The 13,131-nt window shown below is 47.6% G+C and carries 11 protein-coding genes; 7 read left to right on the forward strand and 4 right to left on the reverse strand.

Going from position 1 to position 13,131, the window contains the following annotated elements; genetic code table 11:
* Positions 1-9 precede the first annotated feature (9 nt).
* The 4 genes from KNP85_RS05565 to rpmH all read right to left on the reverse strand — a co-directional run bounded on the left by KNP85_RS05565 (position 10) and on the right by rpmH (position 2,291).
* Positions 10-552: an HdeD family acid-resistance protein gene (locus KNP85_RS05565; RefSeq protein WP_131472089.1), complete on the reverse strand. Its 543-nt coding sequence runs from the start codon at positions 550-552 to the stop codon at positions 10-12.
* Between the two features lie 120 nt (positions 553-672).
* Positions 673-1,533: a membrane protein insertase YidC gene (gene yidC / locus KNP85_RS05570; protein WP_021067849.1), complete on the reverse strand. Its 861-nt coding sequence runs from the start codon at positions 1,531-1,533 to the stop codon at positions 673-675.
* 102 nt (positions 1,534-1,635) lie between these two features.
* On the reverse strand, positions 1,636-1,989 hold the full coding sequence (gene rnpA / locus KNP85_RS05575; RefSeq protein WP_021067848.1) for a ribonuclease P protein component: 354 nt from the start codon (positions 1,987-1,989) through the stop codon (positions 1,636-1,638).
* 167 nt (positions 1,990-2,156) lie between these two features.
* A complete protein-coding gene (gene rpmH, locus KNP85_RS05580) occupies positions 2,157-2,291 on the reverse strand; it encodes a 50S ribosomal protein L34 (protein ID WP_015880216.1) in 135 nt (44 codons plus the stop codon).
* A gap of 772 nt (positions 2,292-3,063) precedes the next feature.
* Between rpmH and dnaA the strand changes: the two genes are divergently transcribed.
* The 7 genes from dnaA (at position 3,064) to KNP85_RS05615 (ending at position 12,873) form a co-directional block, all read left to right on the forward strand.
* Entirely contained in the window at positions 3,064-4,437 is a 1,374-nt protein-coding gene (gene dnaA / locus KNP85_RS05585; RefSeq protein WP_021067847.1) for a chromosomal replication initiator protein DnaA, read from the forward strand.
* Positions 4,438-4,634: 197 nt separating this feature from the next.
* A complete protein-coding gene (gene dnaN, locus KNP85_RS05590; protein ID WP_021067846.1) occupies positions 4,635-5,774 on the forward strand; it encodes a DNA polymerase III subunit beta in 1,140 nt (379 codons plus the stop codon).
* 135 nt (positions 5,775-5,909) lie between these two features.
* Positions 5,910-6,125 carry a S4 domain-containing protein YaaA gene (gene yaaA / locus KNP85_RS05595; RefSeq protein WP_128123800.1) on the forward strand — a complete coding sequence of 72 codons (216 nt, stop codon included), beginning with the start codon at positions 5,910-5,912 and terminating at the stop codon, positions 6,123-6,125.
* Between the two features lies 1 nt (position 6,126).
* Entirely contained in the window at positions 6,127-7,245 is a 1,119-nt protein-coding gene (gene recF / locus KNP85_RS05600; RefSeq protein ID WP_214801926.1) for a DNA replication/repair protein RecF, read from the forward strand.
* 54 nt (positions 7,246-7,299) lie between these two features.
* Positions 7,300-9,228, forward strand: a complete 1,929-nt coding sequence (gyrB, locus tag KNP85_RS05605) for a DNA topoisomerase (ATP-hydrolyzing) subunit B (RefSeq protein ID WP_021067843.1) — start codon at positions 7,300-7,302, stop codon at positions 9,226-9,228.
* Positions 9,229-9,250: 22 nt separating this feature from the next.
* Positions 9,251-11,821 carry a DNA gyrase subunit A gene (gene gyrA / locus KNP85_RS05610; protein WP_058765174.1) on the forward strand — a complete coding sequence of 857 codons (2,571 nt, stop codon included), beginning with the start codon at positions 9,251-9,253 and terminating at the stop codon, positions 11,819-11,821.
* Positions 11,822-11,883: 62 nt separating this feature from the next.
* The gene (locus tag KNP85_RS05615; RefSeq protein ID WP_214801929.1) at positions 11,884-12,873 is read left to right on the forward strand and encodes an HD-GYP domain-containing protein; all 990 of its coding nucleotides are present in this window, start codon (positions 11,884-11,886) and stop codon (positions 12,871-12,873) included.
* Positions 12,874-13,131: the final 258 nt, after the last annotated feature.

Genomic DNA, 13,131 nt, shown 5'->3' on the forward strand with positions numbered 1-13,131 from the left:
GGCTTTCGTTTATGCTTGCTGGCGTCTCGAGGAGCGGAGTGTGAAATAGAGCACCCATTCGATCACCCCGACGGCGATGAGAAAACCGCCGAACAATTGGAACAAAACGAGCAGGCTGTCAAACGGGTTCGCCAACATGAGTAGGCCAATCCCAATCCACAATAGACTGCTGAGCATGAAGTACATCCACCGATTGGCGATGGTCCGGCGAAATCCGACGGCTTGAATCAACCGGATGATGCCACCAAACAAGAATAAGGCGCCGATAAAAATCGGGAGCAGACTTGCCAACGTTTCAGCGAAGAAAAAGACGATTAAAGCGATCAATAAATAGATGATTCCCATAAAAAAACCGGCTGGGAGCCCGTCCCGTTTGTGCCGCAACCCTTGAATGATGGCGACGAGACCGATGATGGCAAAGTAAGCCGCAACCAAATAGACGATCGCATCAAAAAAGATGCGCGGATACAAGATGATGAGTAACCCGATTACCACGTAAAGCGCCGCTTGAATGAACGTCGACCGTTCCAACCGTTTGATGAGCGTCTCCATATGAAAGACCCCTTTCTGATTCGACGATTTCTACCACTGCTTTGTTTATTCCCGGATTTAAGGTTGATCTATCCCGAACGACAAAAAAGGCTGTGGATTGGTTATCCACAGCCTTAGCGTTTATTTACGTTTTTTCTTTTTTGCCTTTTTTTCTTCTTCTGCGAGTACGGCACGTTCTGCTTCTTTCGCCGCGATTTTCGCTTCAGCTTGAACTTTCATCTTCTCACGCATCGGGAGCATGATTGCCATCGTCACGATAATCGAGATGATGTAACCGACGACCCAGTACATCGAAAGGGCGGCTGGAAGCGTGATCGACATGACGAAGATCATCACTGGGAAGATGTAGAGCATCATTTTCAATTGTGGGTTTTGTTCTTGGCCCGCCATTGAAATTTTTTGCTGTACAAACGTCAAAATCGCTGCCAGAATCGGCAAGATGAACGTTGGATCTGGTGCCCCGAGGTCGAACCAGAGGAACTGCGCTTCAAAGATTTCAGGTGTCCGACGGATCGCATCATAGAACGCGAACAAAATCGGCATTTGAATCAAGATTGGCAAGCAGCCCGCGAGCGGGTTGATTTGGTACTCTTGATACATTTTCATCATTTCTTCTTGCAGTTTACGTTGCGTCTCTTGGTCTTTCGAGCTGTACTTCTCACGCAGCTTGAGCATCTCTGGCTGCAAGACTTGCATCGCACCCATACTCTTCGTCTGCTTGATCATAAGCGGTAAAATCAAGAGGCGGACGATAATCGTCGCGACGATGATCGAGTAACCGTACTGCCACGTCCCACCAATTAAGTAAGCCGCTTCTTTCAACAACCATGCTAGTGGCCAAACAAAGTATTGCGACCAGAAGCCTTCCGTCTCAGCCGTAATCGGCTCTCCTTGGATCGTCGATGGGTCGACACATCCAGCCATCAACATGATGACGCCGGTCATGACGGCCAACAATCCTAATTTTAGCTTTTTGCTCATAGTTCCTCCTACGCTTTCTTTATCGATTCTTTTGTTTCATCACACGTCTATCGGTCAATCCTAATTAGTTCGCGTTATATATGAAAGAACGAGCTCGGATTGTTATGATCGATCGACTTGTCTCTGCTTCCAAACTTTAGCCCGTTTGAATGCGTGTTTCAAGCTTTCCGTCACTTCATCTTGCGTAAGCGACGTCGCTGGTTTGCGCGCAATGATGACATAATTGTGCGGAGCCACGTTCGGTTCGAGCAAGCGAAGCGATTCACGCATCAATCGTTTCATCCGGTTCCGTTCCACGGCATTTCCCAGCTTTTTGCTGACCGAAAGTCCGACCCGGAAGTGCGCTTGATCCGCTTTTTGCGTGTAGACGACAAACTGACGATTGGCCACGGAGCGTCCTTCACGAAACACCGCTTGGAACTCTTCATTCTTTTGCAGGCGGTATTCTTTTTTCAAAATTCTCACTCCATCCTTCGCTTCAAAAATCGTCAACTAACATCATACCATATCCCATTCGTTTCAACGAGAGTGAATCAGCTTTTTCCGTCCGTTTGTGTGAGTTCTGTGACGATACAAAAAAAGATTGCCCAAGGAGGATTCCTCGGGCAATCTCATGATCTGTATTAGACAGTCAAGGCTTTGCGGCCTTTACGACGGCGAGCTGCAAGAATGTTGCGGCCGTTTTTAGTCGCCATGCGTGCACGGAATCCGTGGACTTTCTTACGCTTACGGTTGTTAGGATTGAAAGTTGGTTTCATTGTTAAAGCACCTCCTCAAGGTTAACGCTCTATTAGCAAGTTATAGTTTCATTTAAGGCAGTCTTTAAGATTATATAAACTGTTGTCTAGATTGTCAATGAGTTTTCGCCAGGTTTTCAATTAGGATGAAATCCTTCGGACGGGAAGGGGACAATCACCTCATGATGGCATGATCTAGAAGAAACGGAAGCAATGAATCACATGGAGAATTGACAATCCGCCAGTGACTTTTTTACAAATAGCTGTCTAAAGCCATTTTATCCACATATCCCAAGAGTTATCCACACTTATATGTGAATAACTCCTCTTCTTTCAACAATTTTACGATTCCATTTTTTAATTTTTCATTTTCTTCTCTTGAAAAAAATATTCTCCACAATTCCTTCTTCCTCTTTTGTGTATAACTTTTCTGTCGCTATCTTACCTCACTTCAGATTATCCACAACATATCCACAGTTTATCCACACTATACACAGCATGTGGATAACTACCTGTGGATTCTTTTTGCAGTCTGTGGATAAATATCAAAAACCGTTGCCACGTCTATTTTATTTTGATAAACTGAATGTGCACAAACTTGTGGATGAACTTTTAGCAATTCCAAGATATACACAGGCTGTGGATAACTGTTATCCCCAACATCAACACCATGTGGATAACGTTATCCACAGTTTTTGTTCTCTGGGGATAACCCTATTATCTACTATAGAATAGTGTATGTGTATATCGTGTGAATAAGTTTCGCCAACATGTGAGTAAAGGAGGTCTTTCATTGAAGAATGCTCGCGAGATTTGGAGAAATGTTTTATCTCTGATTGAGGAAGAGGAACGAACACCAAAAGCCAGCTTTGATATGTGGTTGAAATCAACAGAAGGAATTTCGTTGATGGGGACGACACTCGTCGTGTCCGCGCCAGCCAGTTTCATTGTGACTTGGCTTGAGCGTCAATACTTGTCATTGTTACAAGATACGATTGAAGAAGTAACGAACAACAAGCTTGAGATTCATTTTATCGAGGAATCACAAGCACACAAGTATGCACCTGCGGATGGATCGAAAGAGACGATTGCTGCCACAGAAATGAAAGAACAGCCACTTCCAGTACTACCAAAAGAGGAAGGGAACCTCGGACAGCTGAATGACAAGTACATTTTTGAGACGTTTGTCATCGGGTCGGGTAACCGATTTGCTCACGCTGCCTCGCTCGCTGTCGCAGAAGCGCCGGCGCGCGCCTATAATCCGCTCTTCATTTATGGAGGAGTCGGGCTCGGCAAGACGCATTTGATGCATGCGATTGGTCATTACGTGAAAGGGCAGAAGCCTGGCGCACGAATCGCTTACGTATCATCTGAAAAGTTCACGAATGAGTTTATCAACTCGATTCGTGACAATAAGACCGAAGAATTCCGCAACCGCTATCGGAACATTGATGTTCTCTTAATCGATGACATTCAGTTCCTAGCCGGGAAAGAACAGACACAGGAAGAGTTTTTCCACACGTTCAATGCGCTTCATAACGATCAGAAACAGATTGTGATTTCGAGTGATCGACCGCCTAAAGAGATTCCGACGCTCGAAGATCGTCTTCGTTCGCGGTTCGAATGGGGTCTTATCACAGACATCACACCGCCTGACCTTGAAACACGGATTGCCATCTTACGCAAGAAAGCGACGGCAGAAGGACTGGATATCGCAAACGACGTCATGCTGTATATTGCCAACCAAATCGACACGAACATTCGTGAACTCGAAGGGGCGTTGACGCGCGTCGTGGCCTATGCCAAGCTCGTCGGTCGTCCGATTGACCCGGATGTCGCTGCTGAAGCGTTGCACAACATCATGCCGGTCCAAGAAGCGAAGAAAATTGTCATTCGGGACATTCAAGAAATCGTGGGCCGTCACTTTAATATTGAAGTCGATGAACTGAAGGCGAAGAAACGGACGAAGACGCTCGCATTCCCTCGTCAAATCGCGATGTACTTATCACGTGAGATGACGGAAAGCTCGCTTCCTAAAATCGGGGAAGAGTTCGGTGGACGCGATCACACGACAGTGATTCACGCCCATGAGAAAATTAGTACGTTGCTCAAGCACGATCCGGAGATGCAAGAGACGATTCAGACGTTAAAGAAAGCATTGTCATAAAACGCTTCAATTTCATTGTGGATATCCTGTGGATAAAACCACATAGTTATCCACAAGTTATTCACAGGCAGAATGGCTCAACACCAGTGGTTAAAGTCACTTATCCCCAGTATCCACAGCCCTTATTACTATTATGACTTAAATAATACTATTATTATTAACTATATGACTCAGTTCACTTAGGAGGAATTATCCACATGCATTTAACGATTCAGCGAGATGTATTCATGCAAGCCGTACAAGATGTATCAAAAGCTGTTGCTTCCCGAACGACGATTCCAATCCTCACAGGATTAAAGCTTGAAGCCCATGCCGATGGGTTGACGCTCACAGGTAGCGATACGGAAATTTCAATCGAACGCTTAATCCCGATTGAAGAAGGCGGAATCGAACTCATTCAAATTCAACGAGCAGGTAGCGTCGTGCTCAATGCACGTTTCCTCGGTGAGATCGTTAAAAAGTTGCCGACGAATGAAGTGACACTCGAAGTGTCTCCGAACTTTATGACACGAATTGAATCGGGACAAGCCGAGTTCCATTTGAACGGACTCGATCCAGATGAATACCCGCGCCTGCCTGAACTATCAAGCGAGCGTCGTTTCTACTTGCCGGCCGATTTGTTGAAGACGATTATCCGTCAAACGAGCTTCGCTGTTTCTGGACAAGAGACACGTCCTGTGTTGACAGGGGTCAACTTCTCTGCCGAAAAAGGATTCTTGACGTGTGTCGCAACGGATAGCCACCGTCTGGCACTTCGCCGGGCACGGTTTGAGACAGACAACGATTTGACGTTCCAAAATGTCGTCGTCCCAGGCCGCTCATTGAACGAACTCGCAAAATTGCTTGATCGGGAAGAGTTGCCAGTCGAAATCGTGTTGACGGACCAACAAATCTTGTTCCGCTTGAAAAACATCTCGTTCTTCTCGCGTCTACTCGACGGTGCATACCCAGATACATCACGCTTGATTCCGGAAGAATACCGGACAGCGGTCCGCATGAACGCGAAGGACTTCCTCCAAGCTATCGATCGTGCGTCATTGCTTGCACGCGCTGATCGCAATAACGTCATCAAGTTTGTCGCTGAAGAAGCGACGACGGTCGAAGTCTCCTCTCATTCTCCAGAAGTCGGGAAAGTGTCAGAGCGCGTCAGCATCCTGTCGCTTGAAGGAGAAGAGTTAAAAATTTCATTCAACTCGAAATTTGTCATGGATGCGCTTCGTGCGCTTGATGCTTCAGAGATCGAAATCCAGTTCACGGGTTCGATGCGTCCGTTCATCTTGCGTCCGGTCGAGCAAGATAGCGTCCTACAGTTGATCTTGCCAGTCCGCACGTCTTAAGTCAGACTGAGCAGATTCGGGGATGATGAGGTGTTTCACCTTGTCATCCCCATTTTTGCCTTATTCGACGTTTTTCGATAAACTAATAAGTATGGCGATTTTTTGTACTAAGTATGAAAGAAAGGAAGTGACGACATGAAAAAAGTGTCGATTACAACCGAGTATGTAACGCTCGGACAATTTTTGAAGTTGGCTGATATCATTTCAAGCGGAGGCCAAGCGAAGTTCTTCTTAGAGGACATTCAAGTGAAAGTGAACGGTGAGATTGATCAACGTCGCGGACGCAAACTACGCGATGGGGACACGATTGAGGTCGAAGGTTTCGGAGACTTCCAAATCGAGGGTAACTAACGTGCATTTAAAGTCGATCCGATTGCAAAACTACCGCAACTACGAAACCCTCGAGCTAGATTTTTCAGAACAGACGAACGTTCTCATTGGTGAGAATGCCCAAGGGAAAACGAATCTGCTCGAATCGATTTACGTACTTGCGCTCGCAAAGTCACATCGGACGACGCAAGACCGTGAACTGATCGGCTGGGAGGCGGATGCAGCGATGGTCGAGGGACGGATTCATAAACGGACCGGGGAGACGGTCCAGTCGCTCACGTTTTCACCGAAAGGGAAGAAAGCGAAATTGAACCATCTCGAACAACGCCGCCTCAGCGACTATGTCGGCGCTTTTAACGTCGTGCTGTTCGCACCCGAAGACCTTGCCATCGTCAAAGGTAGCCCGCAAGGACGACGACGGTTTTTAGATATGGAAATCGGGCAAGTGAGTCCTGTCTATTTACATGAATTGAATCAGTATTTGAAGACACTGAAGCAACGGAACGCCTTGTTGAAGCAACTGTCCATCAAAGGCGGAGACGAGACGCTACTAGAGGTGCTCACCGATCAAATGATTGAGCTTGCCGTGAAAATCGTTTCGCGACGTCATCATTTTATCGATCAGCTTGAAAAATGGGCGGGACCCATCCATTCCGGCATCACACGTGACTTGGAGACACTGACGATTCAATACGTATCGGATACATTCCAAAAAGAACGTTACCCAAAAGAGACGATGTTTGAAACGTATCGTCAAAAGTTTGATAAAATAAGAGAGAACGAACGAAGACGAGGCGTGACGTTATTTGGTCCGCATCGAGATGACTTTGAATTGTATGTCAACAATCGCAACGTCCAAACGTTCGGTTCACAAGGCCAGCAACGTACAGCGGCTTTGTCTTTAAAGTTAGCGGAGATTGAACTGATCCACGAAGAGGTCGGGGAATATCCATTGCTTTTGTTAGATGACGTGTTATCTGAATTAGACGACCATCGCCAAACCCATCTGCTCGACACGATGGGCCAAAAAGTCCAAACCATTATCACGACGACCAACATTGATGGCATCGCTCACGAAACGATTCAACAAGCGAAGGTGTTTCACGTGAAACAAGGCGAAGTTGAAACGGAATCTGTATAACGTAAGACCAATCCATATGAACACCAATTCATGTATAGTAGGTGAACAAAACCGATGAGTAACGAAAACGAAAAACAAATGCAAGATTATGGTGCTGATCAGATTCAAGTGCTTGAAGGGTTAGAAGCCGTTCGTAAACGCCCGGGGATGTATATCGGTTCAACGAGCTCACGAGGACTCCACCACTTGGTGTGGGAAATCGTCGACAACTCGATTGATGAAGCGCTCGCCGGACACTGTGACACGATCACGATGACAGTAGAACCAGGCAACTCGATTGTTGTCGAAGATAACGGACGCGGGATTCCAGTCGATGTTCAAAAGAAAACGGGCCGTCCTGCCGTCGAAGTCATCTTCACCGTCCTTCACGCCGGAGGTAAGTTTGGCGGCGGCGGATACAAAGTTTCAGGTGGTCTGCACGGTGTCGGGGCCTCGGTCGTCAACGCGTTGTCGACGAAGCTTGAAGTGTTCGTCCGTCGTAACGGCAACGTCTACTATCAGTCATTCAAACGCGGTGTCCCACAAGGCGAACTTGAAATCGTCGGTACGACCGATACGACTGGTACAACTGTTCGTTTCTTCCCGGATGGGGATATCTTCGAAGAGACGCTCGAATATGACTTTGATTTACTCGCCACACGTTTGCGCGAACTTGCCTTCCTGAATAAAGGACTCCGCATCGTCGCCAAAGACGAGCGCAGCGATGAGACGATTGAACGCAATTATCACTACGAGGGTGGAATCAAGTCATACGTTGAACATTTGAACCGCTCGAAAGCCTCAATCCACGACGAGCCTGTCTACGTACATGGCACGAAGGATGGAATTGAAGTCGAGATTGCGCTTCAGTACAACGAAGGATTTGCGAGCAACATCTATTCATTCACGAACAATATTCCGACCCATGAGGGCGGAACGCACGAGACTGGATTTAAAACGGCGCTCACGCGTTCAATCAACGACTATGCAAAACGCTTCGGTCTCATGAAAGAGGCTGACGGTAGCCTGTCAGGAGATGACGTACGTGAAGGATTGACAGCGATTGTCTCGGTCAAACACCCGTCGCCACAGTTCGAAGGGCAGACGAAGACGAAACTTGGTAACGCCGATGCGCGTACAGCCACAGACTCGCTCTTCACAGACACGTTCGAGCAATTCTTGCTTGAAAATCCATCTGTCGGTCGATTGATCGTCGACAAAGGCTTGATGGCGGCCCGTGCCCGTCTCGCAGCGAAACGTGCTCGTGAGATGACACGCCGTAAAGGGATCCTTGAAGTCAGTTCATTGCCTGGGAAACTAGCCGACTGTTCATCGAAAGATGCATCGAAGTCTGAGCTGTACATCGTTGAGGGTGACTCGGCCGGCGGTTCAGCGAAATCAGGTCGCGATCGTCACTTCCAAGCGATTTTGCCAATCCGAGGTAAAATCATCAACGTCGAAAAAGCGAGACTTGATAAGATTTTAGCCAACCAAGAAGTACGTACGATTATTACAGCGCTCGGGACAGGGATTGCGGAAGAGTTCGATCTCGGGAAGGCTCGTTATCATAAGTTGATTATCATGACCGATGCCGACGTCGATGGAGCCCACATTCGCACACTGCTCTTGACGTTCTTCTATCGCTACATGCGTCCGCTCGTCGAGAGCGGGTATGTCTATATCGCGCAACCACCACTTTACGGCTTGAAGCACGGAAAAGATGTCACTTACGTGCAGAATGACCGTGAATTGCAAGAAGCGATTAAACAGCTTCCGGAGAATGCTCGTTACAGCGTACAGCGTTACAAAGGTCTAGGTGAGATGGACCCTGAACAGCTGTGGAGCACGACGATGAATCCAGAGACACGCTCGATGCTTCGTGTCGACCTTCAAGACGCCATTGAGGCGGATGAGATCTTTGAGACGCTCATGGGTGACAATGTCGAGCCGCGACGTGATTTCATCCAATCACATGCGCATTACGTGAAAAACCTCGATATTTAAAAAGAAGGGTAGGCAATAACGAATGGCAGAACAAGAAAATATCAAGGATATAAATATTAGCCAAGAGATGCGCACCTCGTTCATGGACTATGCGATGAGCGTTATCGTGTCACGTGCCCTCCCAGACGTACGAGACGGTCTGAAACCGGTTCACCGTCGTATTCTATATGCGATGAACGAACTTGGAATTCGTGCTGACAAGCCCCATAAGAAATCGGCCCGTGTGGTCGGTGACGTTATCGGTAAGTATCACCCGCACGGTGACTCTGCCGTTTACGAGACGATGGTTCGGATGGCGCAAGATTTCAGTTATCGTTATGAACTCGTCGACGGTCACGGAAACTTCGGATCGGTCGATGGAGACTCAGCCGCAGCGATGCGTTATACAGAAGCACGTATGTCGAAAATCGCGATGGAACTCGTCCGTGATATCGGCAAAAACACGATTGATTACCAACCGAACTTTGACGGAGAAGAGAAAGAACCGGTCGTCATGCCAGCCCGGTTCCCGAACTTCTTGGTCAACGGGACGAGTGGAATCGCGGTCGGGATGGCCACGAACGTACCGCCGCATAACTTGAACGAAGTCATTGACGGCGTTCTTGCGTTGACGCATAACCCGGATATCACCATCTCCGAGTTGATGCAGCATATCCCGGGGCCTGACTTCCCGACAGCCGGCGAAATTTTAGGACGTAGCGGAATTCGCCGCGCCTATGAGACGGGTCGTGGATCAATCACGATGCGGGCCAAAGCTGAAATCGAAGTGTTGAAAAATGGTCGTGAACGGATTCTCGTTCATGAAATCCCATATCAAGTGAACAAAGCGCGCCTCGTCGAAAAGATTGCCGATTTGGTACGCGACAAGAAAATCGAAGGCATCACTGATCTTCGCGACGAGTCGGATCGTAACGGGATGCGTGTTGTCATTGAAGTACGCCGCGATGCGAATGCCAGTGTCATTTTGAACAACTTGTATAAACAAACGCCAATGCAAACGACGTTTGGGGTCAACATGCTCGCCCTCGTTGGGGGACGACCGAAGACGCTCAACTTGAAGCAAGCGATTTATTACTACATCGAGCACCAAAAAGAAGTTGTCCGCCGTCGGACGCAGTTCGATCTCGACAAGGCCGAGGCCCGTGCACACATCCTTGAAGGATTGCGCGTTGCCCTCGATCACTTGGATGAAGTCATCGCCATCATCCGCAGTACGCGGACCGGTGACGAGGCCCGTGAGAAATTGATTGCCCGTTTCGGGTTGTCGACCGAGCAGACGCAAGCGATTCTCGATATGCGTCTTCAACGTTTGACTGGACTTGAGCGTGAGAAAATCGAAGGCGAGTATCGCGAGATTCGCGCCTTGATTGAAGAGTTGCGTGCCATCTTAGGCGACGAAGAACTCTTGCTTCAAATCATTCGCAACGAGTTGACAGAAATCAAAGAGCGTTATGGCGATGCACGTCGGACAGTCATCCGTACGGATATCATCGAGCTTGAAGATGAAGACTTGATTCCAGTTCGCGACATGATGATCACGCTCACGAGCGAAGGTTATATCAAATCAATCCCAAGCGACTCGTATCGTACACAACGACGAGGCGGACGAGGCAAGCAAGGGATGGGTACGAATGACGAGGACTTCGTGTTACGTCTCTTGTCAGCTTCGACGCATGATACGATCCTGTTCTTCACGAACTTCGGTCGCGTCTTCCGCTTGAAAGGGTATGAAATCCCAGAGATGAGCCGGACTGCGAAAGGGATGCCGATTATTAACTTGCTACAAGTCGATAAAGGCGAAAAAGTCGAGACGATGATTCCGGTCGACTTCAATAGTTACTTGGCAGACAAAGCCATCGTTGAGGATGGAAGTGAAGATTCGGAAGCTGAAGTGGCAGACGAGCAGTTGTCGCTCGTGTTTATCACGAAGCAAGGACTCGTCAAACGTTCACCGCTCTCGGCTTACGCCCGCATCAATAAAAACGGACTTCGTGCCATCAGCTTGAATGATACGGACGAATTGGTTACTGTCCGTCTTGCGAAGAGCGATGACGAAATGTTGATTGTGACGCGTGAAGGGATGTCGATTCGCTTCCCGCTTGCGAGTGAAGTACGGTCGATGGGCCGTACCGCCCGAGGTGTCCGTGCGATTCGTCTGAAGAAGGATGACGATCAAGTCGTTTCGATGGAAATCGTACGCCCGACGCAAGACGTATTGATTATCACGGAAAAAGGCTATGGCAAACGAACGCCGATGGAGCAATTCCGCACGCAAGGTCGAGGCGGTTCTGGAATTATCGGAATCAAGACTGACCGCGGTACCGTCGTCGGTATGCGAGTCGTGGATGAGGACGACGATATCATGCTCATGACCGAGCTCGGTGTCGCCATTCGGATCGATTCACAGACGATTTCGCAAATGGGTCGCAGTACGCGCGGTGTGAAAGTGATGAACATCGAAGACGGCGATCGTTTGGCTACAATTGCCAAATTGAAAAAAGATGAGCTAGAAGAGGAATCAGCAGATGAGATGGAGAATGGATTTGATGGTGAAGCACCAGAAACCGACCTATCGTCTGAAGTGACCGAATAAGGCGAAACAGGTCGAGCGGAGCTTCCGTTCGACCTGTTTTCATACGATCAGGAGGGATGAGCATGCGACTCGCTATTTCAAACGTGCACGTAGGTATGACGCTCTTAACATCTGTTTCTTCATTAGAGGCCGGGATTAGACTGACGAACGAACATTTACGTTTGCTCCGCTTTTTGAAAGTTGATGCGATTGAAGTTGCTCCGGTAGAACGCCGTCCCTTTACACATGAGGAAGAACGCGACTTATGCGAAAAGATTCTTCAGTATGAACGTCACTACAATCAATGGGAAGAACGGATATCACCGAATCCATATGAGGCTCTTGAATTTATTCATCAGTTATTTCGCCAAGATTATCCTTTATCAGCAATCGTCAAGTTTTTCACGAACCAACCGTTACGTAAAAATCATGTGATTCATCATGCGATTTATCGGGCGCTCGTCGCAAAAACGTTATCGAAATATCGGGGGGACGAACATCGGCTTCAGTTTGACTATGGAATCGCATCTTATTTCGCCGATGCCAGTTACGCTAAAATTCGCAAATGGTCACATATGCGCTATTTTACAAAAATGGAACGTGAGCTTCTGTATCAACATCCACTCGTATCGATGGCGATGTTACCTGAAGATCGGACATTACGGCAGCGTGTCGATAAATTAGTGGCCGAACATCATGAGCGGCTCGATGGATCGGGCTTCCCAAATCGTCTTGAAGAGCGAGCGCTTCATCCGGCCTCTCCTCTGTTTATCGTGGCAGATCGTTTTTGTCAGTTGACGGCACCGCGAACATTCCGAGCTGCACTCACTCCGGAAGAAGCTTACTTCTATATGTGGCAAAATGAAGCGTACGATGGAGAGGCGCTCACACTGTTAGCTACGTTACTCGGCTTTTATGAAGTGGGTCGAACCGTTTTGTTGAGTAGTGGGGTTCGTGGGAAGATTCATCACTATACACCGAGTGTCGAACAACCGATTGTCGTATCAGAACCGACGCAAGAAACGTATGATTTAACTCGTTTAGACGAAGTACGAATCATCGCATTTCAATAATAGAAAGTGTGTTCCTTCTATATAGTGCAAAGAAGGAGCACACTGTTTTTTTATTCTTTTAAAATATTTTATTTTTATAGTTGACGAAAGAGAATGCAGGTGCTATTATAAATGAGTCGCTAAGAGCGGCAGACGAACTTTGAAAACTGAACGATGAGGCAAAAAAAGTTTTACAATTTTTGAATGAAGCGCAAGCTTCGTCATTTTTAAAGAGCTATATCAAATTCTTTGGAGAGTTTGATCCTGGCTCAGGACGAA

The organism is Exiguobacterium sp. s194 (assembly GCF_018618275.1).
GTDB classification, from domain to species: domain Bacteria; phylum Bacillota; class Bacilli; order Exiguobacteriales; family Exiguobacteriaceae; genus Exiguobacterium; species Exiguobacterium chiriqhucha.

Bases quoted from the DNA above. Each gene is read 5' to 3' on its own strand.
- KNP85_RS05565 (WP_131472089.1), bottom strand. From the start codon at position 552: ATGGAGACGCTCATCAAACGGTTGGAACGGTCGACGTTCATTCAAGCG.
- yidC (WP_021067849.1), bottom strand. From the start codon at position 1,533: ATGAGCAAAAAGCTAAAATTAGGATTGTTGGCCGTCATGACCGGCGTC.
- rpmH (WP_015880216.1), bottom strand. From the start codon at position 2,291: ATGAAACCAACTTTCAATCCTAACAACCGTAAGCGTAAGAAAGTCCAC.
- dnaN (WP_021067846.1), top strand. From the start codon at position 4,635: ATGCATTTAACGATTCAGCGAGATGTATTCATGCAAGCCGTACAAGAT.
- yaaA (WP_128123800.1), top strand. From the start codon at position 5,910: ATGAAAAAAGTGTCGATTACAACCGAGTATGTAACGCTCGGACAATTT.
- gyrB (WP_021067843.1), top strand. From the start codon at position 7,300: ATGAGTAACGAAAACGAAAAACAAATGCAAGATTATGGTGCTGATCAG.
- gyrA (WP_058765174.1), top strand. From the start codon at position 9,251: ATGGCAGAACAAGAAAATATCAAGGATATAAATATTAGCCAAGAGATG.
- KNP85_RS05615 (WP_214801929.1), top strand. From the start codon at position 11,884: ATGCGACTCGCTATTTCAAACGTGCACGTAGGTATGACGCTCTTAACA.